Source organism: Ralstonia mannitolilytica, assembly GCF_000954135.1.
In the GTDB taxonomy this organism is placed as follows: domain Bacteria; phylum Pseudomonadota; class Gammaproteobacteria; order Burkholderiales; family Burkholderiaceae; genus Ralstonia; species Ralstonia mannitolilytica.
This window is the reverse complement of the sequence record NZ_CP010800.1, coordinates 662,341-687,614: the sequence shown is the minus strand read 5'-3', so window position 1 is coordinate 687,614 and position 25,274 is coordinate 662,341. Positions and strand designations below refer to the sequence as shown.

Here is a 25,274-nt window from a genome sequence, read left to right as displayed (position 1 = left end):
CAGACTACGAGCACTCGCCCATGATTGCCGCGCTTGCCAAGTCCGCCTATCCGGAAAATTCGTAGAAAAACGCGCGATCCGCCCGGCTCCGTGCGGCGGACTACGGGATCCAGTAGCGATTTTTCGCGAAGTCGCGCCGACGCCGCTCGGCACCGCGCGTGGCTGACGCGGACTCATGCAGTTGCGCAAAACCGTCCGTCTGCCGCGCGCGGGTCTGGGCGACAGGACGCTGCAGGCCCTGTCCCACCCGGCCAACGCATGTCATGCCGATGGCGCGGTGGTGATGTCGCTGGTGTCACACACCATCGTCTTCAGCAGGTGGCGCGCATGCCGGATCGTCCATCTGCTCCCGCCGGTGAGGTCGCCCGTCGCTGCCCGCGAGCGTGCGGACGGCACAACGCCGCTGCCGGAAGCGTTGCGGATACGATCACGCGGCGGCCAGCGCAATCAACGGCGGACGCAATGCCGCCACGCCCCGAGCCTGGCGGCCCGCATCGGCGTGGCGCGCAGCAAACGCGAACCACCAGCGGGCCTGGCGAAGCGCTTGATGCCCGCCTGGCCTGCGCTTAGCATGCACGGCACTACAACAGATGTTTCAAGGGGCAAGAGTTGTCGCAGAAGATCATCTCTCTGGTCTTGGCCGGCGTTTGCAGCCTGAGCCAAGCGGCATTCGGGCAGACGGAACCGGAGGCGCTTCAGCTGGAAGTCGTCCAGATCGGGGCGCTCCAGGCGCCCGCACCTCAGGCCGAAGCCGTGCCAGCCGGAACGCAGCAGGCAGAAGGCCCCCAACGGGAAGCGCCCGCACCCGCGCCCGCGCCAACGGCGGCACCCGTCGTGAAGGTCGAACAAAGCTATTGGGCGGCCGAAGGCCTGAGCGCGCGCATGCGCAAGGCGCGTGCGATCACGCTGTACCTGATGGACCCCGCCGCGGTGTCGCTCAGGGCCGTGGATGAAGCCCAGCTCAAAGACGCGGGCTGCGAATACCGCACCGAAGACGCCGCGCTCATCGCCAGTTTTGCCGATGCGGTGGAAGCCACGAGCGTGCGCAGCAACTCGTTCACGCTGCAGTTCGAGCCGCGCGAAGCCGTCTACCTGGCGCTCGGCGACAGCGGGCTGAAGCTGCTGTTCGAGAAGCCCTACCCGAACCAGGCGGAACTGCTCGGGCAGATCAATGGTCAACCCGTCACGGCGAGCAAGGGCCTGGTGGAAGCGCTCTACCGATGGGCGGCCAGGCTCCCCCGCGTGCGCAAGTGCGAGCCGTTTGTCGGCCGGTATCGCTAGTCAGGCCGGCTGCACGAACGGCCGCAGGTTGGCACCGAGCACAAACTGCTCGCACACGTGCGCCGCCAGCGGCCGGCTGAAGAAGTACCCCTGAAACCGGTCGCAGCCGAGCGCAAACAGGCGCGTGAGCTGCCGCTCGGTCTCCACACCCTCCACCACCGTCGAGATGTTGAGGGTGCGGCTCAGGCCGGCAATGCTGCGCACGATGTGTTCGTTGACGCTGCCGGCCGTCACATCGGCCAATGAGCGGTCGATCTTCACGGTGTCCAGCGGCAGCTCGCGCAAGTAGTGCAGCGACGTGTGGCCCATCCCGAAATCATCGAGCGCCACCTTCACGCCGGCTTCGCGCAGCCGCTTCAGGTTGTCGATGGCATTGGCGCCGGGCAGCAGCACCGTCGATTCGGTGATCTCCAGTTCGAGCACGGCGGGCTGCAAACCCTCGCCGCGCAGCAGGTCGATCACGCGGTGATGGAAGTCATGGTCTTCCAGCTGGCGGGGGGACAGGTTCACGGCGACCACGAAATCGTCGGGCAACACGTTGCGCCACGCGGCGCGCTGCCGGCACGCGAGCGACAGGATGCGCAGGCCCAGGGCATCCATGCGGCCGATCTCGTCGGCCAGCGCCACGACCAGCGGCGGCGCCACGCGGCCCAGCACCGGGTGCTGCCAGCGCAGCAGCGCCTCGGCGCCGAACACGCGGCCCGTGCGGCAATCCAACTGCGGCTGGAACTCCAGGAAGATCTGCCCGGGCTTGCGGATCGCGTCTTCCAGGTCGCTCGCCAGCGCCACGGCCATGCGGCCCTCGTCGCCCGGCAGGTCGAGGCACCGCTTGCCCTTCAGGCTCACCTCGGGCGATTCCGCAATCTGCTGCAGCGACGCCAGCACAGCCTGCCGCCGCCGGCTCGACACCGCATCGGCCATGCGAACGAACGGCATGTAGATGAGCGTGCCCGCCGCCAGGCAGACGAGCTGGACCACCGCCCCCGCCCACGAACCCGTGACCGCGTAACCGCTGAAGAGCGCCGGCGTGGTCCACACAACGCTGTAGCCGGTCTTGGGCATCAGGTCGGCAACGATGGCCGCATAGGCGATCAGGATCTGCACCAGCGGCGTGAGGATGAACGGAATCGCATACACCGGGTTCAGCACGAGCGGCAGCCCGAAGAGCAGCGGCTCGTTCACGTTGAACAACGCCGGCAGCATGACGAGCAGCGCCATCTTGCGCCCGCGCAGCGTGCTGCTCGACAGCAGCAGCGCCACGATCAGGCTGAGCGTGCCGCCCGAGCCACCCATGCGCGCAAACACCGAGAAGAAGTCGTACGTGAAGATGAACCGGGCAGGCTCGCCCAGCGCCACCGCCGCCACGTTGGCATGTGCGGCCGGCTCCAGCACGTGCTGCTGCACCGCGTACAGCGCGTTGGGCCCATGCACACCCAACAGCCACAGCGCCTGCGCGGCGGTCTCGTAGCCGAGGCCAAACAGCAGGCGGTTGGCCACCCCGGAAACCGGTGCCGCCAGCAGCGAGTTCCAGATCGCCATGAGGCTCGGCCACCACGCCCACGTCAGCGCGACCTTCAGCGCCGCAAACGTGAGGATCGTCAGCATGCCGGCCGGCAAGACCGCCAGCACATCGCCCACCAGCAGATCGTTGCCGAGATGCGCCGATGGAATGCGCAGCCACCGCACGCTGCACAGCTTCAGAAACAGGCTCCCGCCCAGAGACGCCACCACCAGCGCCGCAAACAGCCCCTGCCCCAGCGACAGCGAGGCCATGACGCTGGCATTCGCAGCCGGCACGACGAGCGTAAAGAAGCACGACACCACCACGACCGCCGCCACGGCGGGGCTGACCACGCGATGCCCAACGCGCTGGTTGTGCATCTGCGCCAGGACATCGGCAAAGCCGTACAGCGCCACGAGCGAGCCAATGCCGAACGTGCCGGCCAGCACGCTGTTGCAGAAGACATCGAGCCGCGCACCGAACACGTCCACCAGGAACCCGCGCACGCCGGCCACCGGCGGATCGCGCAGCAGCAGCGTAAGGGCGCCCGCCATGATGAGCGGCAACGACAACGCCAGCCCGCGCCGGATGGCAATGAAATACGGCATGCGTTCCACCCGCTGTGCAGCGCTCAGCAACCGGAGCCAGGGCGATGGCGCATGCGTCGTCATACGGTCGGACCTTGTTTGTAGTGGATCGGGCCGATGCCACGAGCCGAAGGCGTGACGATCGGGCTACGCATCATAAACGGCAACGCCCGGGGCCGGCTGAAGCGCCTGCCCGCCAGAAATGCTCCCCCACGTGGCAAGGTTCGTGCAATGCCCAGGGGCAACCCCGATGGTTTCCGGCCCTTGCGCACCGCACCGGAACATCGGCACCAAGATGGCGCGCACACACTGCGCGGCGCGCCCTAGAATCTACAAGCCTTGCTCTCATGTCGATTTCCCTTCGTGCGCCCCGCACCTTGAAACTCCCGGCCCCGCTTCTCTCCCTGCTCCGGCTGCTGCGCGACCCGCATCGGCGCTATCGCCATGCGCGGCACATCCACGCCACGCGCGTCGGGCTCGGGGTGCTGCTGTCCATCGCCATCACGGCGGGCTTCGGCTGGCGGCATGGCGAATGGGCGACCATCTCGCTGCTCATCGTCATCGCGGGCCTGCAGCACCACGGCAACATCCGCAAGCGCGCGGCCGAGCGCGCCTGGGGCACGCTCATCGGCGCGGTGGCCGGGCTGTTGATCATCGTCCAGCAGACGTGGCTCGGGCATCTGCCGCTCACGTATGCGCTGGTGGCCGCCGCGTGCGGCATCTGCGCGTATCACGCCATCGGCAAGGGCGGGTACATCGCCTTGCTGGCGGCCATCACGCTCGTCATCGTGGTCGGCCATGGCGACAACAACCTGCTCGACGGCGCCTGGCGCACGCTCAACGTGCTGGTGGGGATTGCGATTGCGCTGCTGTTCTCGTTTGCGCTGCCGCTGTATGCCACGTATTCGTGGCGCTACCGGCTGGCCGATGCGCTGCGCGAATGCGCCCGCGTGTATGCCAGCCTCGGCCAGCCGGAAGGCGCGAAGGGAGAACGCAGCAAGCAGCTCGGCAAGCTGAACACGCTGCTGGTGCAGCTGCGCTCGCTCATGCCGTCGGTATCGAAAGAAATTGATGTGCCCCTTGAGCGCCTGGAGAACATCCAGCGCAGCCTGCGCATCTGCATCAGCACGCTGGAACTGCTCAACGCCACGCGCGGCGCGCCGGGCCAACCGAGCCCAGCCGCACTGCCCGCCGCCGGTGCCGGCGCCCGCCGCATTCGCGACACGCTGATCGGCATGTCGCGCGCGCTGCGGTTTGGCACGCTGGCGCGGCTGGCACGCCCCCGCGCCGCCGACTCCGCCGACGTCAGCCACACCCTCGGCACGCCCACCGTGGAGAGCACGCTGGCCGACGGTTTTGCCAACGAGATCGAGAACCTGCGGCGGCAACTGCTGGCGATTGCGCCGCAGTGGAATATCGGGTGAAGCGCGGGCCCGGCTCGGCGCCCCCCGCAACATGCCTTGGCGGCGGTCGCGACCATGGGCCACGACGCCCCCACCCGCTGCGCATCCTTGAAGGTCGCGCCGAAGATCGAGAAGCGCAGCGTGCCGCAACCGGTCTGCGGTGCGATGCACATGGCTGCGTTCGCCTCCAGCCCCGCATAGACAAGTGCGCCATGAGACCGACTGCAGCAGCGCCCCGAGCTTTTGGGCCAGTTCGGTGCGTTCCACAAAAGGCTGTGCCCCCCAAAAAAAACGCTCGCAACGTTGGCGAGCGCAAAGTCCGCACCGGTGGGGCCGATGGAACCGCGGGAATGTGTTACCGGGGGCCGAGGGGGAATATCAGGCCCGGACATCCAGTGCGACAGCGAGCGTCGCCTGGCAATGCAGCGCCATCACCGTGTGCTCGGACAGCCCGAGCTGCAGTAAGGGCGGCGGCGGGCTGCAGTCGAGATCCAGTGCTTCGGCCACGCCAAGAAACTGCCCGAGCACGCCATCGCGGGCGGCAATCGCCTTGCGTATCGCTTCGGGCACAGAAGTCTGGGCCATGAATTCGTCCTGCGTCTGCCCTGCCAGCACATGCAGAAGCGAATACACGCCGGTTTGATAGGCCGCGTCTGCCAACGCATCGTTGCCCAGCGAGACGGCCTTCGCCAAAAGCTCCATGAACCGCGCCCTGACCGCCACCATCCGAAAGAGCGGGTTGGTGGCGAGGTCCGTCTCTGCCGCGCCGACAAACAGCAGCAACTCCGCCCAACGGCCCAGCGTTTTCGTGCCGACCCGCATGATGGCGTCGCGAATCGTGATGGTGCTGCCGCGCCTGTCTCCGTAGGCGGCGGACTGCGCAAGCTTCATCAGCCGCGTCAGCAGGAGCGGGCTTTTCTTGACCACGCTTTCAAGCTGCGCAACCGATGGTGCCTGCGTCAACAGCTGCAGCAGCGTAAAGAGGCTGTTCGTCGATTCCGGCAACCGCCGCTGGGCCAAGACTTCCGGGCGTGCAAAGAAATAGCCCTGAAACAGGTCAAAGCCGAGCTCGCGCAACAACAGATGTTGCGCCGCTGTTTCCACCTTCTCCGCCAGCACCTTGAACTGGTAGCAACGTGCGGCGGCAAGAATGTCGTCAATGGCAGCCGGCGTTGCCGCCCCCACGTCCACCTTCACGACGTCAGCCAGTTCAAGCATCTGGCGCGGCACCAATGCGATGTCCGTCACGTCATCCAGAGCGAGGCGATAACCGTGCTTCTTCAGCACTCTGCACTCGGCAATCGTCGCCTCGTCAAACTGCACGGTCTCCAGCAGTTCGAGGGTAAAGCGCTGCGGAGGCAGCATCTCGAGCAGCGCGAGATGGATGCCTTGCTGGCCGATATTCACGTACCCGCACAGATCACCCAGAACCCGGTCGACGCCAAACTCGCTCACCGTGTTGAGAATGACGTTGCTTGTGGCCAGCGTTCCGTCGGAGAACTCCGCACCCGTATCGTGTGTGCCCCCCCGGAAAAGCAGTTCATAGGCCACCAATGCGCCCGACCGGTCCACGATCGCTTGCCGCCCGATCAACGCCTGGCTGCCCGCTCTCTCAGATTGATCCTCCACTGGCGCGCTCACTACGCCGCCATGGCCGACGCGCTGGCGTCCGCATCCGACGTGATGATGTGCGAGCAGAAGTGGGCGAGGTCTTGAAGGACAGCAATCTGTGCGGCATCGATGCGCCGGGGCACGACATCGAGCACACAGAACGTGCCCAGCGCGTAGCCGGATCGATCGAACAACGGTGCGCCCGCATAGAAGCGGATGAACGGGTGGCCCGTCACCAATGGGTTGTCCGCAAACAGCGGATCAGCCGCCGCGTCTTCCACGATGAACGGCTCTGTACCCTGGATGGCATAGGTGCAGAACGCCCATTCGCGGGGTGTCTCCCGTGCGTCCAATCCGTGGCGGGATTTGAACCACTGGCGCCGGTCGTCAACAATCGAAACCAGCGCCATCGGTACGCCCAACGCATGGCAGGCAAGCCGCGTGAGCCGGTCGAATTTGGGGTCGTCCGCGGTGTCGAGAATGCCGCAGGCCAACACCGCTTCTACGCGCGCGCTTTCACGTGCGTCTGCTGAATGGTCGGTCATTCGTGTCTCCTGGGGAGGCGGTCTCTTATGCGACCTGGAAGCTCTGCACCGACTGGGCGAGCGCCTTACCCTGTTCTTCAAGCGCTTGCGACGCGGCCGCAGCCTCCTCAACAAGCGCGGCATTGCGCTGTGTCATTTCGTCCATCTCTGACACGGCAATGTGAACCTGTGCGATGCCCTGGCTTTGCTCCGTGCACGCCGCTGCAATTTCTTCGATCAGCGTCGTCACGGTAGCGACGGAAGTCGTGACCGATTCCATCGTCTTGCCGGCGCGGTCGGCCACGATGGCGCCTTCCTTGACGTGCGCGCGCGACGATTCAATGAGTTCCTTGATTTCCTTGGCGGCCGTGGACGAGCGCTGCGCCAACGCGCGCACCTCGCTCGCCACCACGGCAAAGCCGCGCCCCTGCTCGCCAGCGCGCGCTGCTTCCACCGCTGCGTTCAAGGCGAGGATGTTGGTCTGGAAGGCAATGCCCTCGATGAGGCCCGTGATCTCGCCAATGCGCGCAGAGCCGTCGCTGATCTTGTTGATGACGCTGACCACATCGCCCACGTCTGCGCTGCCCTGTTGCGCGATGCTCGACGCGTTGGTTGCCAGCGCTGCCGCCTGCTGCGCGTGGGCCGCATTCTGTTGCACGGTGGTGGTCAGTTCTTCCATGCTGGAAGCCATCTCTTCAAGCGCGGAGGCCTGCTCTTCCGTTCGGCCTGACAGATCAACATTGCCGCTTGCAATCTGCGTGGAGCCTGCGGAAACGGAGTGCGCCGCTTCGCCAATCTGGCCGATGAGCGTGCCCAGCCCATCGCAGATCGTCTTCATGGAGGCCAGCACACTGCCCGGATGCGCATCCTCAAAGCCCGCCTTTGCGCGGAAATCACCGCCCGCGATGCGCGTTGCAGCGTCCGCCAGCGCCACCGGTTCTGCGCCGAGCTGGCGGAGCAGGCTGCGCGCAATGGCGAACCCGAGCACACTGGCCAACACCAGGCCAAACAGCCCCGCGCCAATGCCGACCCGCACGCCAGCCACCGCATAGGACCGCGCGTTCTCCACGGCTTCGCTTGAGCGCTTGACGACGAACTCGTCGTATGCGCGAACGGCCTCGACAAGCGCGGCGAGCAGCGGCACGCAATCGCGATTGATCTTGTCGATAGCGGCGTCGCGCTGCCCGGCACGGCCGAGTTTTACGATGTCAACGGCAACCGGGCCGTACTTGTTTTCCACCGCGCGGATGCTATCGACAAAGCGCCGGGTCTCATCCGTGGAGCTGGCGCTGGTCTTGGCTTCGTACTCCAGTTGCGCGAGCCGTTGCTGAACGTCGGCATGCGCTTTTTCAGCGGCGTCAGCTTCCTTCAATCGATCTTGTTCGTTGGACGCCAAGACCAAGTTGCGCACCGCAACGGCACGGGCCTCCACCGCCGCCCGGACTGCATGCGCGAGCATTGTTCTGCGGTACACGCCGCTTTCAAAATCTCCGAACTGCCCGCCAAGGGCATTCAGCTGATAACAACTGATGCCGGCCACCACGGCCACCAGGAATGCCAGCGCACCGAATGCGCTGATGAGTTTTGCCTTTACCGTCATGGAGCCCCCCGCTCAAAAGTGCTTCTGTATGAAGCTTGTTTTGCTGGAGCGTAAAGGGCTTCTGTGATGGTTGTTCGGGCAAAGTTGTCTACTCCGAAATAGTTAATCCTTGCGAAAACCGAGCACAACCAAAACGCGTACGCGCGTTTTGTTGCGCTCTATAACGATCTGCGGTGGGCGCTACGGCCGGGCCATCGTTTCCTGCACCCCTCTGGCGCGGGGGCCCAGTGCGGTTTTTTTGGCACAAAACCGGTGCAACGAGCAGCGGCGAGGGACTCTACCTACTCCATTTAAGGTAGCGCGCCAGCGATGAATTTTCCGTATCGGGCCCATAGAGAACGTTTTCGAGGCGCAACGTTGGGCTGCCTGGCGCACTTTCGGGCCGTCATGACAAATAGCGCGCGATATAACATTACGCGACGCTTACACGACGGCCGCGGCTGTGTCTTCCCGGGAACAATGCCGACCGCTGTTGGCGCGGGGGCTTGCGGCGGCTCTTTCAGGGTTCGGAACGCGACTCCGGGTTCTGGACTCCACCGTTGGAGTTCTGAGCCGCACCTTCGGCCCTCAAAGCTCCGATTTGTCGGACCTAACACCTCGGCGGTTGGCCTGCTGACCGCGGTGCGACTGTTTGAGATCGCCACGCGGGTGTCTGCGCTCGGTGCGCGCGTGTTTGCGGTCGAAATTTTGAATGTCTGCGAGCGGCGCTTGGACGTTGGCGCTCGGCGATTGGGCCACAGACGTCTGCGGTCGGGCCGTTGAGCATCGTGCGTGGGCCGTTGGGCTCGGCACGTCAAGGACTGGGTAGGTCCCCCGGTATAGCGTGCCCCGCCCGTCTCGGGGTCGCCTTTCCTGCTGTTCTTTTATTTCTTGCGGTTTGCGCTTTCCAGCACGCGCAGCACTTCCCACCCGTACAGATCGACCAACACCCCCTCCAGCGTGATCAACATGTAGGCGCCAATCGCGTCCAGAAAGCCGGCCTGATATTCAGGGGACTTGTCCTGGACGTAGAGCTGATATTCCCAGCGGAACGTCTTGGGCTCGAACTGCCGATGCAGTTGCAGACTCGCTTGCGTGCGCCGCAGAAACTCTCGCCCGCCTATGGCGCCCTGCAGATACTGGCGGTTGGTTTGCAGGCTCATCGGGCACCTCCGGACGGAGGACGTTGCGCGATGCGTGGGAAGGAACAGATTGCGGCGTGCTGCCCGCGTGGGATGGGTATGGCTTGGGTCGGTTGATCCATTGTCTTGCCCTCTGGTTGAGTGAGGAGCCACCCACCTGGGAGGGTGGGCGGGCACACGACAAGGTCTGCAATACCGACGATCCATCAAGACGGCAGGGCCTAAGCCCTCCCTGCCGAGGCCCGCCCGTAGGGGCGAACGACAGCAGCGGTAGAAACTTGATGTTTCTTCCGGACGGATCGATCGAGATTGCAGTCTCGGCTGCGGTTGTTTTCGCAGCGGGGGCAGTTTAGCGGTGCAGGCAACAGCAAGGCAAGCTGGCAGTAGCGAGTCAGGCGCCGAGTCGCGGTTCGGTTTAAACAACTGGCCCGCAAGCGTCAGCGTGTGCTCTTAGGAAGCGACTGTCGGAGTAGCGGCAAAAGATCAATTGCCTGCTCCGTCGGTATCTTGGCTGTACCGTTATTGGACAAGTGAAGGGATACATTTTTTCCCGGCGTTGTCAGCCGAACCTGAATCTTTTCTAGTGAATACCGCTTACCTTTCAAAATACTACCCACCGCTTCACGAACATCTTTGTCGCCCTTTAGAAGAATCTTCCCAGTGATTCCCTCTTCCAGTTCAACGCCCGAAACCTGCAGAGAATCCACGATGATCCGGTCTCCAAGAACCTTCTGAAACGATGTTACCCAATCAAGAAGGTTCACTGCGACAGGAGAAACGACTAAGTCGAAGTTGCATGCCTGCAGTAAGCGATTCACGAACTCCTTGATACTACGTTGACCATTTCGTAGTTCGATGTAGGGAAACTGTGCAAATAGGGTGAAATCAGTCAAACGATAACCTGTTCGCTCAATCATCTCCTCCCCACCAAACGGATCTACGTTGATTTCCTGGTAAACGTACCTCTCAATAAATCGCCCTTCAACGAAATCGTCACGAATACGCTCCACCCAAAACCCGTCCACACTTTCTTCCGTGAAGGGCATGCCTTTCAGCCGGTTTCCAATCGTTCGCATTGACGAAGGCCACAGCGCATTAAGCCATCTGACCCTATTCATACAGGCTCCCCCTGAATTTTTCCTTCTTTTTCTGCAGAATAACTAGCCATCTTTTGCAGAAGATTTTTAATAGCATTCGCAGCCGTATCCTCAATGATACCCAAATATGTCTCTCTATCTGCGGGATCGACGGGCCGAATAGTCTTCGTATACTGCTTATCGATCATATTATAGGCGCCACGAACGAAGTATTTAAAACCTCGACCGAGCAACGGCTCTTCGAAGGCAGCCTCAAACTCGACCATAGGATATGGATGCTTTTTCAGTGTCGAACGCCAAATAATAGACGTGATGAAAAATCCTTTTTTTGTAAGGCTTTGATACTCTTCCGAGGCAAGCAGTGTCTCCCCTTTCAGGGCCACTTTCTTCACCAGAGCCAATGCTTCTTGCTTCGCCTCCTCGGCTTCTTGGTCATCGTCAATGTCCAGTTCGTCTTCCTGCGGCTCTTGCTTCAATCGCTCGACTTTGACACTAGTGACATTTTTTAGATCGAAACCCTGGAGCCCACTAATGAGAGTTGTGAAAAACTCGGTACGCATAGCAGCTGACTCGAACTGCCCAATTTCGATCCTAATTGCCGGAATCTCAGTCTTTCTTTTGCCGTCAAGCTTGTCCTTAATCTTTCCAAAAATCCCTTTGACCCTGTCGTTCGCAGGCATGCGGATGATCGTTCTGTCAGCCTCAATATGGAACTCGATTCCGGCTTCTTTTGGGGTACGCTGAACCAGTCGCGTCTTTCCGTAGTCAATGTCTGAATATTTTATATTCGCGACAACCTGATCCCCACCCTTAGCGTGATGTGTTACCCGCTCGTCGCTGGGCGATTCAGCAGTGTATTCCTTTATGACCTCTTTAATTTCCTCCACAGTCAGGACTGCTGGAAGAATTACCGACGTCAGCTTTTCCGGCCTTCCCGCATGCTCCCTCTGCTCCAGTAACGTATTTAAATCGTGGAAATCTTGTGGCAGAAGAGATATGGCACTTATCAGGTCCTCGCGACTATCCTTTGGCGAATAAAATATACCTCGATCCTTTGCCAGCTCCAAAATTACTTTCTCATTTATTTTCTGCTTCGCGGACATCAGAGCATCAAATATCTCTTTGTCAGTAGCACAATACTGCAGAGCGTTCTTTATCATTGCCGTGACAGCTCCAATTCGCAAAACGTGGTGCGCACATTCTCCAGCTTCCCCATGTCAATTTCATCAAGGATTTTTTTTATCATTTCTCCACCCTGATAGTCTGATACATACTGGTCCTTAGCCTTTGCAAAGTTCGCCGATGAATTTGGGTGCGGATCCAAAATTCGGATAGTAACCTCCGTTACATCCGTGATGACTTGATAGTGCATGAGGTATTCAATTAGGTAGAGAAACTCATCTACGGTACTCCCTCTTTTTCTCATGAATACCACAAACCCTTTCTTGCCATTATTTTTTTGGTTTACATAAGACAGAATAATCCAAGGGGCCGTTAGCATTTCCAAAGTTGCCGCCTTAGCCTGATCCATCTGTACATTTTTTCTTCTCACCAAATGGGGATAGAAGAAACGGCATTGGTCTCGTTCAGGCAACAACCCCGCACCGCCACGAAGATGAATAATTTCATGGTGAACATTGTTCAACCAGAAAATATCCTCGGGCCCGAAAACGACGATTTTGGCCCCTCTCGGAATATCCAAATCCTCATTTCGAACCCTATCTAAGATTTTGGAAAATTCCTTGTCATAGCCTCCGTCGTGGTTATAGACAAAAAGCATCCCATGAATGTTTGCTGAAACGTTCTGATGAATATATGTTTCACTGAACTCTTGACTAACCTCTGCACAACTCAAGGTCTTTGCAAGACTTTCGATCGCTTCCCGAATTGCTGATGTTGTTATGGAACCTTGAGCATAACTCTTGAGATCACAATTCACATAAGTCCGCGACTGAGAATATGGTTCGTCATACCAAAAAACAACATCTGAAGGATGTGTTTTTACCTCATGCTTCTCCTTATTCTCACATGACCAATTAATATTGGTATGCTCCATACGCCCCCATAGGAATTCATTAAAAATCCCTTTTGATAGCTTCTCTGCCATCTTTGCAATATTTATAGTTTCAGCCATAGCTTCCAAATAAATAATCAACCGACAGAGCTTTATTAATAAAATCTACAACTAGCTCTTGTCAAGAAAACCAATTCCGATCCAGATTGAATCAAAAATACCCCTAATTACGCCCTGGCATTAGCAAAAGTCTCCATACGGACATTTAGTAAATTGTTCGCGAAGCCCCTCACCATTAGCGCCTCAAGATCATCGATCATGCCAACATCGACCTGATACGCGCTGAAATAGAAAGCCATATCGAACAACTCAAGTCTCTTATCAAGAGGCCTCCTCAACTTCTCATACCCCGGCTTGAAATCTTGATTTCTCCCTGGATGACGAACGAGCTTTATGGTCTGAATTTCCCGCTTTCTGTTAAAAGCCAAATTCATTTCTTTCCATAATGACTGCTCGCGTGCCTTACCAACATATAGCGCTTGCCCGCGAGAATCATAGAAAATATAAATCCCATTGCAGTCCTCCAAAAAGCCCTTCAGACCCTGCGCGTACAAGCTAGCTTCCTGACTAGCATCGAACAACAGCCAGTTCCTCTCACCTTTGCTTAGGCATTTTTCAATTCGATAAAGCTCTGCAATTGGTTGGATAGTTTTCAGTTGAGCTTCACGAACCGCTACATCTCTGGATTTCGCAAGGGCGGAGGCAACCTGATTCGGGCTTAGGTCTTCATTTCTACCCCTCCAATTTATTAAAGTTCCCACCGATACCCCGAGAGCGCGAGCCAACTCCAACTGTGAGCTGGTATTTAGTTTTCTCGCCAATGCATCAATCAGATCCGTTGCCTTCATAATGTCTATTTAAGAAATACAAGTGCAGTTCGCAATTCATTTGTAGACATCGGCCGCCGAACCGTGACAGGCTTGGCAGCGGGACAGTCCACTTTTCATATTTCAGGCACGACTTTTTTCGTATGGATGCATCCTCACGAAGCGCGCCCGATCTGCAACGTATACCGACACCCCTTCCAGTAATTGCTGCACCCCCAAAACGCCCCACTCTTCCCCTTCCGCGCCACCAGCTTCACCCCACAAGCCGGGCACGAGGGCGTCCGGTAATCCCCCTCAAACACCTTCGCCAGCAGCGCAGCCTGCTTGTCTTCGGCCAGCGCGCGAATGCGCTCAAGCACCGCCGGCCCGTCCAATAGCTGGATGCCGGCAAGCTCGGAATACTCTTGCACCGGGTTGCCGACATAACCGGACAAAGACCAGAACACGCCCCGCTTGACCTTGTGCGCCAGCATGGAGCCGCCCAGCGCCCGCACCTGCTCCACCTTCACGGGCTTGGACCACGCCTTGCACTGGACGACCGCCACGGGCGCGTCCTGGCCGGCCATGTACAGCGTGGCGTCAATGCCGCCGTCCGGGCCGTGCGGCACGGTCTTCACGGTGAACCCCATGTGTTCGTAGTACTGGACGCACAGCAGCTCGAACCGCTTCCACTCGAGGGACTGGATGGCCTCCAGCGTCCAGCGCTGCGGCGTGGCGGGTTCTGTGGGGGTGGGTGTTTGGCTTGGGGTGGCAGTGGCACCTGCCGGGCTGCGCGCTTGCTGGTCTGCCGCGTTGTGGACAGTGCGCAGCGGCGCGTGGGATGACCGGCCGCGCGTGGCAGGCTCAGCCCGCACGGGGCCGAGCCGGGCATCGGCCTGATGGCTGCGCTCGCGCAGGTACGACAACAGGGCAAAGAACGCCAGCAATACGGCGGGCATCCACGCCAGCCCGCGAACGAGCATCGCGAGCGGCGCCAGAATCGGGTTGCCGCGGAATATTGCCGGCGCGAGGCTCAACACCACGTAACTCGCCAGCGAACCGATCGCCAGCATCCACCACGGCAACGCCAGAAGCAGATCGCTCGTGGACGGTTGTTGTCTTCTCCTACGCCCCATTCATCATCCCCCGGCCCGCTGTTTTTAGATATTTTGGCTTAGGCGCTTTCTCTGATAATCCCAACGCAAATCAGGGCGCCGTTTTTTTGCCGGGAAACAGCATAGACGATGGGTTGCAATTTCGCTGCCCCCATTGGTGGGGTTTTATGGGGGTTTTTTGCTTTCTGCTAATGAAAATCCAAGCTCTGCCTCTGATTTATATTTAGTTGATATCTGAATTCAATAACAAGCATCACTGGCACCTTCTTTTGGGGGATGCGACTGGGTATGCCGCCGCCTAAGATCGTGGGCACTTTCCGTGGCCGCCACAAGCGGCGTCCGGCAACACTTACCGTCTCCCAAAAGGAAGTCATGACACTGCTCTCCCGCCCTGCTGCAGTGGTGCCCGCGGGCGCCCTCGCGAGTGGGCCGCTGCGCTCGGCACAGGCAGACATCCACGCGTTCCGACAAGCTTCATACGCGCCTCAACGATGCAATCGGGCAGTGGTGGATTGCGCTGCCATCGCTGGCATCGCTCTATCGCTACCGGAGCACGCATTTTCAGCACCATGCCAAGTTGGGGAGCCGAGCCAATGACCCGGACTATTACGCTCACCACGTATTCCAAGTCGGCAGCAACGATGCGGTTGCGGTTTTCTTGCGCATGGTTTGGAATCGGCGGCACTGGCTTGGGGATGGTTTTGGCGATCTGCTCGGCGCGTCGTGGCATGTTCGTCTGCAGATCGTGGCGTGGTGGGGTGTGGCTTGGATGGTGCTTGGGGCCCTCTCCACACCAGCGGATGCCAACGTCTTTTTGGCGCTGTGGTTCACAAGCCGTCTGACGGTCTTTCACGCAATCACGTCCTTCCGCGAGTTGTGCGACCACACGGGCATGACGCCTGGCGGTGTGTTCGCGTATACCCGCAACGTGGTCGGCAACGGATGGCTGAGGCAGTTGATCCATCCACATAACAATGGCTATCACTTGGTGCATCACCTCATGCCGACCATTCCATACCATCGCCTTGCAATAGCGCATCAGCAGTTCTCTACGGTGGCAATGTATCGGCAGCAGGCTTGTCATTGCACGGGTTACTTTGCGGGCGAACAGCCTGCCGTGAACTGCTGGATCAAACGCGGCTACCACCATGAATAAGCGTTCTCTGGGCCCTTGGAATGTGGCGATCCTGCTGGTGTCGGCCAGCTACGGTATCGGTTTTGTATTCGGCACCGGTGAACTGGCGCGAACTGTGGGCATGGCCTCCAGCCTCTACGCCGCAGCCACCGGTATCGGCATGCTGTTCCTGGCCGTGGCGGCCGGCACGTTCTGGCGGCTGGGCACGCCCATTTGGGGCCTTTTCAGAGGCAAGAACGCAGCGCTTGAGAGCGGTGTCGCGCTGTTGTCTTCGGTGTGGTTGCTTGGAATTTTCTCTGTACAACTGCAGGGCGCTGCTGCGGTACTCGGGCTCAATTTCGGCCTGACGCCAGTGTGGCAATACGCCATTGCCGGGTTGCTGGTGTGGGGGCTGGGGCGGCTGCGGCCGGGGCGGCTGGGGGCTGTGTTTTCGGTATTCCTCGCTGCCGCCTCCGCATCGCTGGTGGTGGTGATTGTGCTGAACAACGGCATTGGCTTATATGGCCGCTCACTGGCCTTGCTCGCCACGGATGCGGCGCGCTACCTGTCGGTGTCGGACATCGGGGTCACGATGTTGAGCACGATTGCGCTGGTGGTACTGGGGGCGGACTACCAGCAGTTCGTCATCCTCGCGCGTTCCCGGCGGGCGGCCGTGTTGGGCTGTGTGCTGGCCGGTGTGCTCGTCATGTTGATCAGCACGTTGCCTTCCACGGCGGTATTGGCTGCCATGCAGGCTGGCCATCTGCCCGACGGCTTGGCCGCCAAGGAGACAATTCCGTTTCTGGTCGTAGAGCCGTTCGGCGGCAGCCATACCGGCGTTGGCAAGGGCATTCTGTGTGCGCTGCTGCTGGCGGCGCTCGGTTCCGGCGCCGCCGTTGCCATGGCGGCAGCACACGCCATGCGGCAAGCGCTGTCGTGGCACCGCGCGCCAGACGGCGTTGTTTCGCTGGCCGTCGTGCTCGGCGGCATCGGTATCGCTCAGATCGGCACGAGCATGGTTGGGTTGATTGTGTCGATCAACACGCTGTTTCTGACTACGGTGGCGGTGCCCTTGGTGGCCACGCTCCTTGGCTATGGCGGCGGGCGCAGTACCGCATGGGCTATGGGTGCGAGCTTTGTCAGTGCGCTGACGATGCTGTGCGTATCACCGCTATTGGCGTGGCACGCCAGCGCTTGGGTGAGCGCGCTGGTGGGCATTGCGTGTGGGGCACTGGTGCTGGTGGGCGTTGCGCTGTACGAGGCGCGGGCAGACGTGGCGTCGGCCGCCTGATTGCCACCGGTAGGATTGGCGCTTTGCCAACATCGCCCCGCCATGAGAATCGCCGCCCTCTCTGATATTCACGGCAACTTGGCCGCGCTGGACGCCGTGTTGGAAGACATTCAAGCGCAAAGTGTCGATCTGATCGTGAACCTCGGCGATATTGCGTCGGGCCCGCTGCAACCGCGCGAAACGGTCGATCGCTTGATGGCGCTGAACCTGCCGACCATTCGCGGCAACCATGAAAGGCAGGTTCTTGCCGGCGACCCGTCAAGCATGGGCCCGTCGGACCAGTACGCGTTTGCGCAGTTGAGGCGGGACCAGCTCGCGTGGCTTGCCCGCCTGCCCGTGCTTCGGTACATCGAAGACGAGGTGCTCCTCGTTCACGGGTCTGTGCACTACGACCAGACCTACTTTCTGGAATCGCTTTGCGAGCAAGGATGTCGCGCGGCGACCCACGATGAAGTGCTCTACCGCGCAGAGGATGCCGACGCGAGGCTCGTGCTTTGTGGGCACACCCATATGCCACGCGCGATGCGACTGGTGGATGGCCGCTTTATCGTCAACCCCGGCAGTGTCGGCCTGCAGGCTTACAGCGACGCCTATCCTTTCCCCCATACGATTGAAACCGGCAGCCCGCATGCACGCTACGCCATCCTGACTGAACAGGAAGGAGAGTGGACCGCAGAATTCCGTGCGGTGGACTACGCGTGGGACGATGCAGCGGCGCTTGCGGACGAACGAGGCCGCCCGGATTGGGCGTTTGCGCTGCGCACTGGCAAGGTGCGCTCGCGGGGTTAGGCCCAGAACGCACGAATGCGGCTGCCGAAGGCTGTCCGCGCCACCCAACAAACTTATAATGTCGCCCGGCCACACCAGCCCACGCGCCACGTGCCCGGGCCGCGCACAAAACTTGCGCCGCCCACGCAGTGGCACCGCCGGGCGGCTGCCTGATGACGCATCGGGCACATCGTCCGGCCGAGCCCTTTTGCCCAACACCATGCCCATCCGCCTCCGTCTGTCGTCTGCTTCGTGCGCCCTTGCCGTTGCCGTGTCTGCCCTGTCGGCGTGCAGCTCTTCTCCCACGCCGCTCTACCAGCAAGAACAGTTCGATGCGGACAAGAGCCCCTACGCGCGCACGTTCCACGCACGGTCCGACGCCACGTGCGAGGCCGCGCGCCGGGCACTGCTGAGCCAGGGCTATGTCGCGAGCTCACCGCGCGCAGACACGATTGACGGCAGCAAGAACTTCCAGCCGAGCAACGATTCGCACGTGGTGATCTCGTTCCACGTGGTGTGCGCCGATGCCACGTCAGACGGCACGTCGAGCACGGCCTACGTGAACGCGGTGCAAGACCGCTACGCGCTCAAGAAGACAAGCACGTCGGCAAGCGTGGGGCTGAGCGTGCTGGGCTCGCTGTCGCTGCCGATCGGCTCGGGCGACGATTCGATGGTGAAGGTGGCAAGCGAGACGATTCCGGCCGGCGTGTTCTACGAGCGCTACTTCAACCTGGTCGACCACTTCCTGAAGATCGACCCGGCGCGCCACGACCGCAAGGTGGCCAAGGCCGCAGAAAAGGAACCCGTGGCTCCGCTGCCCGAACCCGCGCCCACGCCGCAGGGCGAGCCGATGAAGATGACGACACCGGTGGTGCCGACGCCGCCCGCGCCGCCTGTGCCGGTGGCGGCGCCCGCGTCGGCGCCGGCTGCTGCGCCGGCACCGAAGGCACCGGCGGAAGCGGCACCGGCATCGGCCCCTGCGGTGACCACGCCGCCCGCACCGGCTGCGGAGCCGGCACCTGCGTCCAAGCCTGCCAGCTCGACGACGGGCGGCGCGAGCTGAGTGCCTCCGCTAAAAAGCGGTGCCGGCCCCTTCAGGAGACAGCCATGACGAGCAAGTCCCGGGACAAATGGGGCCTGTCGTGGCAGATCACGCCGCGCGCGCTGATCGCCGCCGTGACGGACCCTGACCGCGCAGCCGCCAAGCGCGCGTTTGACGCGATGATGACGATGGGCAAGATCGACATCGCCAAGATCGAGGCCGCGCGGCGCGGTTGAACCGCGCGCGGGGCGGCACGGGCACAAACCGTGCTGAAGTGACATCACCGTCGCACGCCGTCGGCGGTGACGGCGCGTGTGGCCGCCTTCCATGCGCCGGGGCGCGGCCCTCGCGGCGCATGGAGCCAACACAGCATGCCCCCAACAGCCGATCTGATTGTCACCACGCCCAGCGGGCTGTACTGCCCCGCGGGCGATTTCTATGTAGACCCATGGCGGCCGGTGGACCGCGCCGTCATCACGCACGCGCATAGCGACCACGCCCGCGTGGGGCACCACCACTACCTGGCGGCCGCGCCGGGCGCGGGTGTGTTGCGCGCGCGGCTCGGCAGCGACATTCCGCTGCAGACGCTCGCGTATGGCGAATCGGTCGTCCACCACGGGGTGCGGCTGAGTTTCCATCCGGCGGGGCATGTGCTGGGCTCCGCGCAGGTGCGGCTGGAATACGGCGGCGAGGTCTGGGTGGTCTCGGGTGACTACAAGGTCGAGGCCGACCGCACGTGTGCCCCGTTCGAGCCCGTGCGCTGCGACACGTTCATCACCGAATCCACCTTTGGGCTGCCGATCTACCGCTGGCGGCCGCAAGCCGAGATCTTTGCGCAGCTCAACGCGTGGTGGCGCGCCAATGCGGAGGCGGGCCGCGCGAGCGTCGTGTTCTGTTATTCGTTCGGCAAGGCGCAGCGCATCCTGTCCGGGCTGGATGCCGGCATCGGGCCCATCGTTTCGCACGGCGCCATGCTGCAGATGGACGCGGCGTATCGCGCGGCAGGCGTGGCGCTGCCGATGACGCAACTGGTGACCGACCTGCCTCGTGCGGCGTTGCGGCGCGCCATGGTGCTGGCGCCGCCATCGGCGCAACGCACGCCGTGGATGCGCCGCTTTGGCGACTATGCCGATGCGTTTGCCAGCGGCTGGATGCAGTTGCGTGGCGCGCGGCGGCGGCGCGGCGTCGATCGCGGTATCGTGCTGTCCGACCATGCCGACTGGCCGGGCCTGCTGCAGGCAATCGAGGCCACGGGCGCCACGCGCGTCTACGTCACGCACGGGCAGGTGCCTCCGATGGTGCGCTGGCTGTGCGAGCAAGGCTTGGACGCGCGCGCCTTCGCCACCGAGTACGGCGACGAAGATGAAGCGGCCGCGGCGCAGAGCGCGCCGGTTGCAACGGAGCCGTCCGCCCCATGAAAGCCTTTGCCGACCTGTACGCGCAGCTGGACGCCACCACGTCGAGCAACGCCAAGCTGGCCGCGCTGGTGGCGTATCTGCGCGCCGCGCCCGACGCCGATGCGGCGTGGGCCGTGTACTTCCTGGCCGGCGGCAAGCCGAGGCAGCTCGTGCCCGTGCGCGTGCTGGCCAACTTCGCGCAGTCAGCCTCCGGCCTGCCCGAATGGCTGTTCGACGAGTGCTACCAGGCCGTGGGCGACCTGGCCGAGACCATCGCGCTGATCCTGCCCGATGCCGACCACACGGACGACGCCAGCCTGGCCGAGTGGATGGAAGCGCGGCTGCTGCCGCTGCGCGGCCTGCCGCCCGAGGTGGTGCTGCCGCGCCTGGCGGAGTTGTGCCGAGGCCTGCCGCTGCACGCGCGGCTGGTACTGATGAAGCTGATGACGGGTGCGTTTCGTGTGGGCGTGTCGAAACTGCTTGTCACGCGCGCGCTGGCCGAGGTGGGCGGCACCGACCCGAAGCATGTGGCGCAGCGGCTGATGGGCTATACGGATATTGCCCAGGCGCCCACGGCCGAGCGCTATCGCGCGCTGCTGGCCGATGCGAGCGCCGACGGCCACGCGCTGGACGCAGGCCACCCGTATCCGTTCTTCCTGGCGCATCCGCTGCAGGCCGACGTGGAGGTCTTCGACACGCTGCTGGGCCCGCCGGCCGATTGGCAGATCGAATGGAAGTGGGATGGCATTCGCGCGCAACTCGTGCGCCGGGCCGATGGCGCGTGGCTGTGGTCGCGCGGGGAGGAGCTCATCACCGAGCGCTTTCCTGAACTTGCCGACATGGCGCGCGTGCTGCCGGCCGGCACGGTGCTCGACGGCGAAATCGTGGTCTGGCGCGAAGGCCGCGTCCAGCCGTTCGCACTGCTGCAGCAACGCATCGGCCGCAAGACGCTGAATGCGCGCGTGCTGCGCGATGCGCCCGCCGTGCTGCTGGCGTATGACCTGCTCGAATGGCAGGGCGAGGATTGGCGCGGCCGCACGCAAGCCGAGCGGCGCGCCCAGCTTGAACGCGTGATTGCCGAATGCGTGCACCCGGCGCTGGAGCTGTCGCCGCTGCTTCAGGGCGACGACTGGCCGCACCTTGCGCACCAGCGCGAGGCCTCGCGCGAGCTCGGTGTGGAAGGGCTGATGCTCAAGCGGCGCGATGCGCATTACGGCGTGGGCCGTACCAAGGACGTGGGCGTGTGGTGGAAGTGGAAGATCGATCCGTACTCGGTCGATGCGGTGCTGATCTACGCGCAGCGTGGCCACGGGCGCCGCGCGAGCCTGTACACCGACTACACCTTCGCCGTGTGGGATGCCCCGCCCGACGTGCCCGAGCGCAAGCTGGTGCCGTTTGCCAAGGCGTATTCCGGCTTGAGCGATGCGGAGATCCGCCAGGTGGATGCGCTCATCCGCAAGACCACGGTGGAGACCTTCGGGCCCGTGCGCAGCGTGACCCCGACGATGGTGTTCGAGCTCGGCTTTGAGGGCATCGCCCGCAGCGCGCGCCACAAGAGCGGCATTGCGGTGCGGTTTCCGCGCATGCTGCGCTGGCGGCACGACAAGCCCGTCGCCGAGGCCGATACGCTGCAGACCCTCGAAAGCCTGCTGCCCGTGCCATGAGCGAAGCCGCGCTGCCCACCGTCGATGCATGGTTTGCCGCGCGCGGCTGGACGCCGATGCCGTTTCAGCGCGCGGTATGGGACGCCATGGCGCGCGGCGAATCGGGCCTGCTGCATGCCACCACGGGCGCGGGCAAGACGTATGCCGTGTGGCTGGGTGCGCTGCAGCGCCTGGCCGACGTACGCGGGCGCGGCGGTGCGCCGCCGCTGTCGGTGCTCTGGCTCACGCCCATGCGTGCGCTGGCCGCCGACACCACGCGTGCGATCTCGGAAGCGGCACAGGCGCTGGCACCGCACTGGACGCTGGGCCTGCGCACCGGCGACACGGGCAGCGCCGAACGCGCTGCGCAATCGCGCCGCTTGCCCACGGCACTGGTCACCACGCCGGAGAGCCTGTCGCTCATGCTGGCGCGTGCCGATGCGCGCGAAGCGCTGGGCTCCGTGCGCGTGGTGGTGGTGGACGAATGGCACGAGCTTGTCGGCAACAAGCGCGGCGTGCAGGTGCAGCTGGCGCTGGCACGGCTGCGGGCGTGGTCGCCGGGGCTGATCGTGTGGGGCCTCTCGGCCACGCTGGGCAACCTGACGGAAGCCATGCAAGCCCTGGGCGACGCCGGCACGCCCGCCGCCGGCACGCTGGTGCAGGGCCACCTGCCCAAGCGCATGGAGATCGACACGCTGCTGCCCGATGGCGTCGGACGGTTTCCGTGGGCCGGGCATCTGGGCATGGCGATGCTGCCTCACGTGCTGGAAGAACTGGAGAGCGCCCGCACCGCGCTGGTGTTCCTGAACACGCGCTCGCAGGCGGAACTGTGGTACCAGGCCGCCATCAACGCGCGGCCGGAATGGGCGGGTCTGATTGCGCTGCATCACGGCTCGCTCGATCGCGGCACACGCGACTGGGTGGAAGCGGGGCTCAAGCAAGGCGCGCTCAAGGCGGTGTTCTGCACGTCGAGCCTGGACCTGGGCGTGGACTTCCTGCCGGTGGAACGCGTGCTGCAGATCGGCTCGCCCAAGGGCGTGGCGCGGCTGCTGCAGCGTGCGGGGCGGTCCGGCCACGCGCCGGGGCGGCCGTCACGCGTGACGGTAGTGCCCACGCACAGCCTGGAACTCGTGGAGAGCGCGGCCGCGCGTGCAGCCGCGCTCTCGGGCCAGGTCGAGGCACGCGCCTCGCCGCACAAGCCGCTGGACGTGCTGGTGCAGCATCTGGTGACGGTGGCACTGGGCGGCGGCTTCGTGCCCGATGCGCTGCTGCCGGAAGTGCGGCGCGCGTGGGCGTATCGGGATCTGCGCGACGACGAATGGCAATGGGCGCTCGACTTCGTGCGCCAGGGCGGCCACTCGCTCACGGCCTACCCCGACTACCACCGCGTTGCGCCCGACGAACACGGCATCTGGCGCGTGCCCGACGCGCGCCTGGCCCGCCGGCACCGCATGAGCATCGGCACCATCGTCAGCGATGCCACGATGACCGTGCGCTGGTGGCGCGCGGCGGGTGGCGGTGCGCTCGGGTCGATCGAGGAAGGGTTCATCGCGCGCCTGCGCCCCGGCGACAACTTCCTCTTTGCGGGCCGGCTGCTTGAACTGGTGCGCGTGCAGGACATGACCGCCTATGTGCGCCGCGCCAGCGGCAAGCGGGCCGCCGTGCCGCGCTGGAATGGCGGACGCATGCCGCTGTCCACCGAGCTGGCGCATGCCGTGGTGGCACAGCTCGATGCCGCGGCACACGGGCGCTTCGACGGCCCCGAGATGCTGGCTGCGCGCCCCCTGCTGGAGTTGCAGGCGCGCTGGTCTGCACTGCCGACCACCGCCACGCTCGTTGCCGAGACCTTGCACACGCGCGAGGGCTGGCACCTGTTCCTGTATCCGTTTGCCGGGCGGCATGCGCATCTGGGGCTGGCGAGCCTGCTGGCGTGGCGCGCGGCCGAGCGCACGCCGGCCACGTTCTCGATGGCGTTCAACGACTACGGGCTGGAGCTGCTGTCTGCCACGCCCATCGACTGGCCCACGCTGCTGGCCAGCGGCGAGCTGTTTGCAACCCACACGCTGCTGCACGATGTGCTGGCCAGCCTCAACGCCGGCGAGCTCGCGCAGCGGCGCTTCCGCGAGATTGCGCGCGTGTCGGGGCTGGTGTTCCAGGGCTATCCCGGCGCGCACAAGAGCACGCGCCAGCTGCAGGCGTCATCGGGCCTGTTCTATGAAGTCTTCCGGCGGCACGACCCGGGCAACCTGCTGCTCACGCAGGCCGAGAACGAAGTGCTGCGCCAGGAGCTCGATCTGGACCGCATCGACGCGGCCCTCACACGCATGCGCGCGCTGCGGCTGGAGCTGCGGGCGCTGCAGCGGCCATCGCCGTTCGGGTTTCCGTTGATGGTGGAGCGCTTTCGCGAGCAGCTGTCCACCGAGAAGCTGGCCGACCGCATTGCCCGCATGCTGGCCGACGCCGAACGCGCGGCCGGCCCCGAGCCGACCGACCCCGATGCGGCGCCGCGCCCCGCCATCGATGCCGACGTGCAAGCCGCGCTGCGCATGACGGAATCGCCTGAGACGGCGGGCAAGGGCAGCCGCCGTGCGCGCCGTCCGCGCAAGACGTCGAAACCGCTGCCGCTGCTATGACCGGGCCGCACGATCTCGTCATCCAGTGCGCGGGCGAAGCCGTCTGGCTGCTGCCCGAGCGCGCGCTGTGGTGGCCGGCGCAGCGCATGCTGATGGTGGCCGATGCGCATTTTGGCAAGGCGGCGACGTTCCGCGCGCGCGGTGTGCCGGTGCCCGCCGGCAGCACCGGGCAAGCCGTGGCGCGGCTCGATGCCATGCTCGCGCGGCTGCCGGTGGCGCACATCGCCTGGCTCGGCGACCTGCTGCACGCACGCGAGGCGCAGGCGGCCCTCGAAGCGCTGGCGGCATGGCGCGACCGGCATGCCGACGTGGCGTGCACGCTGGTGCGCGGCAATCACGACCGCCACGCGGGCGACCCGCCGGCCGCGCTGCGCTTCAACGTGGTGGAAGAACCGTGGGTGCTCGGCCCCTTCGCGCTGTGTCACGCGCCGCAAACGGTGCCCGGCCACTACGTGATCGCCGGGCATGTGCACCCCGGCATCGTCATCAGCGGACGCGGGCGCGACCGGCTGCGGCTGCCGTGCTTCCGCTTTGGCCCCGGCGCTGCGCTGCTGCCGGCATTTGGTGAGTTCACGGGCTTGTGGACGGCCCCCGCCGCGCCCGGTGAAGCCCTGTATGGCGTGGCAGACGGCCAGGTGTGGCCGTTGTTCTAGCGCGCCCAGCGCG

Annotated in this window: 20 protein-coding genes and 1 pseudogene; 11 read left to right on the top strand and 10 right to left on the bottom strand. The window is 63.4% G+C overall.

Annotated features, from left to right (window positions below):
* Positions 1-609: 609 nt before the first annotated feature.
* Positions 610-1,281, top strand: coding sequence for a hypothetical protein (locus TK49_RS19770; RefSeq protein ID WP_240480077.1), 672 nt, complete (start codon positions 610-612; stop codon positions 1,279-1,281).
* Here TK49_RS19770 and TK49_RS19765 read toward each other — a convergent pair whose 3' ends face one another.
* Positions 1,282-3,453 carry a PTS sugar transporter subunit IIC/EAL domain-containing protein gene (locus tag TK49_RS19765; protein WP_045219315.1) on the bottom strand — a complete coding sequence of 724 codons (2,172 nt, stop codon included), beginning with the start codon at positions 3,451-3,453 and terminating at the stop codon, positions 1,282-1,284.
* A 263-nt stretch (positions 3,454-3,716) separates the two neighbouring features.
* Between TK49_RS19765 and TK49_RS19760 the strand changes: the two genes are divergently transcribed.
* On the top strand, positions 3,717-4,793 hold the full coding sequence (locus tag TK49_RS19760) for an FUSC family protein (protein WP_045219312.1): 1,077 nt from the start codon (positions 3,717-3,719) through the stop codon (positions 4,791-4,793).
* A 357-nt stretch (positions 4,794-5,150) separates the two neighbouring features.
* Here TK49_RS19760 and TK49_RS19755 read toward each other — a convergent pair whose 3' ends face one another.
* The 9 genes from TK49_RS19755 to TK49_RS19715 all read right to left on the bottom strand — a co-directional run bounded on the left by TK49_RS19755 (position 5,151) and on the right by TK49_RS19715 (position 14,741).
* The gene (locus TK49_RS19755; protein WP_157774022.1) at positions 5,151-6,401 is read right to left on the bottom strand and encodes an EAL and HDOD domain-containing protein; all 1,251 of its coding nucleotides are present in this window, start codon (positions 6,399-6,401) and stop codon (positions 5,151-5,153) included.
* Between the two features lie 11 nt (positions 6,402-6,412).
* Positions 6,413-6,928, bottom strand: coding sequence for a GAF domain-containing protein (locus TK49_RS19750; protein ID WP_052698627.1), 516 nt, complete (start codon positions 6,926-6,928; stop codon positions 6,413-6,415).
* Between the two features lie 25 nt (positions 6,929-6,953).
* On the bottom strand, positions 6,954-8,507 hold the full coding sequence (locus TK49_RS19745; protein ID WP_045219310.1) for a methyl-accepting chemotaxis protein: 1,554 nt from the start codon (positions 8,505-8,507) through the stop codon (positions 6,954-6,956).
* 863 nt (positions 8,508-9,370) lie between these two features.
* Entirely contained in the window at positions 9,371-9,649 is a 279-nt protein-coding gene (locus TK49_RS19740) for a hypothetical protein (RefSeq protein WP_045219308.1), read from the bottom strand.
* Positions 9,650-10,065: 416 nt separating this feature from the next.
* Positions 10,066-10,674, bottom strand: coding sequence for a hypothetical protein (locus tag TK49_RS19735; protein ID WP_045219306.1), 609 nt, complete (start codon positions 10,672-10,674; stop codon positions 10,066-10,068).
* Positions 10,675-10,742: 68 nt separating this feature from the next.
* The gene (locus tag TK49_RS19730; RefSeq protein ID WP_157774021.1) at positions 10,743-11,828 is read right to left on the bottom strand and encodes a hypothetical protein; all 1,086 of its coding nucleotides are present in this window, start codon (positions 11,826-11,828) and stop codon (positions 10,743-10,745) included.
* Between the two features lie 53 nt (positions 11,829-11,881).
* Entirely contained in the window at positions 11,882-12,859 is a 978-nt protein-coding gene (locus TK49_RS24625; protein ID WP_045219302.1) for a PD-(D/E)XK nuclease domain-containing protein, read from the bottom strand.
* 107 nt (positions 12,860-12,966) lie between these two features.
* On the bottom strand, positions 12,967-13,647 hold the full coding sequence (locus tag TK49_RS19720) for a GIY-YIG nuclease family protein (RefSeq protein ID WP_045219300.1): 681 nt from the start codon (positions 13,645-13,647) through the stop codon (positions 12,967-12,969).
* A gap of 134 nt (positions 13,648-13,781) precedes the next feature.
* The gene (locus tag TK49_RS19715) at positions 13,782-14,741 is read right to left on the bottom strand and encodes a restriction endonuclease (protein ID WP_045219299.1); all 960 of its coding nucleotides are present in this window, start codon (positions 14,739-14,741) and stop codon (positions 13,782-13,784) included.
* 403 nt (positions 14,742-15,144) lie between these two features.
* Between TK49_RS19715 and TK49_RS19710 the strand changes: the two genes are divergently transcribed.
* From TK49_RS19710 to pdeM, 9 genes and pseudogenes are all read left to right on the top strand, one after another.
* Positions 15,145-15,876, top strand: a complete 732-nt coding sequence (locus tag TK49_RS19710) for a fatty acid desaturase (protein WP_157774019.1) — start codon at positions 15,145-15,147, stop codon at positions 15,874-15,876.
* Positions 15,869-17,125, top strand: coding sequence for an SLC5/6 family protein (locus TK49_RS19705; RefSeq protein WP_157774018.1), 1,257 nt, complete (start codon positions 15,869-15,871; stop codon positions 17,123-17,125). Before TK49_RS19710 ends, TK49_RS19705 begins: the two co-directional genes overlap by 8 nt.
* 42 nt (positions 17,126-17,167) lie before the next feature.
* Positions 17,168-17,914: a metallophosphoesterase family protein gene (locus TK49_RS19700; RefSeq protein WP_045219297.1), complete on the top strand. Its 747-nt coding sequence runs from the start codon at positions 17,168-17,170 to the stop codon at positions 17,912-17,914.
* Positions 17,915-18,113: 199 nt separating this feature from the next.
* Positions 18,114-18,956, top strand: a complete 843-nt coding sequence (locus tag TK49_RS19695) for a DUF2242 domain-containing protein (RefSeq protein WP_045220376.1) — start codon at positions 18,114-18,116, stop codon at positions 18,954-18,956.
* Positions 18,957-19,015: 59 nt separating this feature from the next.
* A pseudogene (locus tag TK49_RS24450) lies at positions 19,016-19,171 on the top strand (VOC family protein); the annotation flags it as partial.
* A gap of 135 nt (positions 19,172-19,306) precedes the next feature.
* Positions 19,307-20,353, top strand: coding sequence for a ligase-associated DNA damage response exonuclease (locus TK49_RS19685; protein WP_045219295.1), 1,047 nt, complete (start codon positions 19,307-19,309; stop codon positions 20,351-20,353).
* Positions 20,350-21,996 carry an ATP-dependent DNA ligase gene (locus TK49_RS19680; RefSeq protein ID WP_045219292.1) on the top strand — a complete coding sequence of 549 codons (1,647 nt, stop codon included), beginning with the start codon at positions 20,350-20,352 and terminating at the stop codon, positions 21,994-21,996. Before TK49_RS19685 ends, TK49_RS19680 begins: the two co-directional genes overlap by 4 nt.
* Positions 21,993-24,608 carry a ligase-associated DNA damage response DEXH box helicase gene (locus tag TK49_RS19675; RefSeq protein ID WP_045219291.1) on the top strand — a complete coding sequence of 872 codons (2,616 nt, stop codon included), beginning with the start codon at positions 21,993-21,995 and terminating at the stop codon, positions 24,606-24,608. Before TK49_RS19680 ends, TK49_RS19675 begins: the two co-directional genes overlap by 4 nt.
* A complete protein-coding gene (gene pdeM / locus TK49_RS19670) occupies positions 24,605-25,261 on the top strand; it encodes a ligase-associated DNA damage response endonuclease PdeM (RefSeq protein WP_045219289.1) in 657 nt (218 codons plus the stop codon). Before TK49_RS19675 ends, pdeM begins: the two co-directional genes overlap by 4 nt.
* Positions 25,262-25,274: the final 13 nt, after the last annotated feature.

What these genes read in the sequence shown, in the direction of transcription:
- TK49_RS19765 (WP_045219315.1), bottom strand. Translation starts at nt 3,453, where the DNA reads ATGACGACGCATGCGCCATCGCCCTGGCTCCGGTTGCTGAGCGCTGCA.
- TK49_RS19760 (WP_045219312.1), top strand. Translation starts at nt 3,717, where the DNA reads ATGTCGATTTCCCTTCGTGCGCCCCGCACCTTGAAACTCCCGGCCCCG.
- TK49_RS19750 (WP_052698627.1), bottom strand. Translation starts at nt 6,928, where the DNA reads ATGACCGACCATTCAGCAGACGCACGTGAAAGCGCGCGCGTAGAAGCG.
- TK49_RS19745 (WP_045219310.1), bottom strand. Translation starts at nt 8,507, where the DNA reads ATGACGGTAAAGGCAAAACTCATCAGCGCATTCGGTGCGCTGGCATTC.
- TK49_RS19740 (WP_045219308.1), bottom strand. Translation starts at nt 9,649, where the DNA reads ATGAGCCTGCAAACCAACCGCCAGTATCTGCAGGGCGCCATAGGCGGG.
- TK49_RS19735 (WP_045219306.1), bottom strand. Translation starts at nt 10,674, where the DNA reads ATGCCCTTCACGGAAGAAAGTGTGGACGGGTTTTGGGTGGAGCGTATT.
- TK49_RS19730 (WP_157774021.1), bottom strand. Translation starts at nt 11,828, where the DNA reads ATGTCCGCGAAGCAGAAAATAAATGAGAAAGTAATTTTGGAGCTGGCA.
- TK49_RS24625 (WP_045219302.1), bottom strand. Translation starts at nt 12,859, where the DNA reads ATGGCTGAAACTATAAATATTGCAAAGATGGCAGAGAAGCTATCAAAA.
- TK49_RS19720 (WP_045219300.1), bottom strand. Translation starts at nt 13,647, where the DNA reads ATGAAGGCAACGGATCTGATTGATGCATTGGCGAGAAAACTAAATACC.
- TK49_RS19715 (WP_045219299.1), bottom strand. Translation starts at nt 14,741, where the DNA reads ATGGGGCGTAGGAGAAGACAACAACCGTCCACGAGCGATCTGCTTCTG.
- TK49_RS19705 (WP_157774018.1), top strand. Translation starts at nt 15,869, where the DNA reads ATGAATAAGCGTTCTCTGGGCCCTTGGAATGTGGCGATCCTGCTGGTG.
- TK49_RS19700 (WP_045219297.1), top strand. Translation starts at nt 17,168, where the DNA reads ATGAGAATCGCCGCCCTCTCTGATATTCACGGCAACTTGGCCGCGCTG.
- TK49_RS19695 (WP_045220376.1), top strand. Translation starts at nt 18,114, where the DNA reads ATGCCCATCCGCCTCCGTCTGTCGTCTGCTTCGTGCGCCCTTGCCGTT.
- TK49_RS19685 (WP_045219295.1), top strand. Translation starts at nt 19,307, where the DNA reads ATGCCCCCAACAGCCGATCTGATTGTCACCACGCCCAGCGGGCTGTAC.
- TK49_RS19680 (WP_045219292.1), top strand. Translation starts at nt 20,350, where the DNA reads ATGAAAGCCTTTGCCGACCTGTACGCGCAGCTGGACGCCACCACGTCG.
- TK49_RS19675 (WP_045219291.1), top strand. Translation starts at nt 21,993, where the DNA reads ATGAGCGAAGCCGCGCTGCCCACCGTCGATGCATGGTTTGCCGCGCGC.
- pdeM (WP_045219289.1), top strand. Translation starts at nt 24,605, where the DNA reads ATGACCGGGCCGCACGATCTCGTCATCCAGTGCGCGGGCGAAGCCGTC.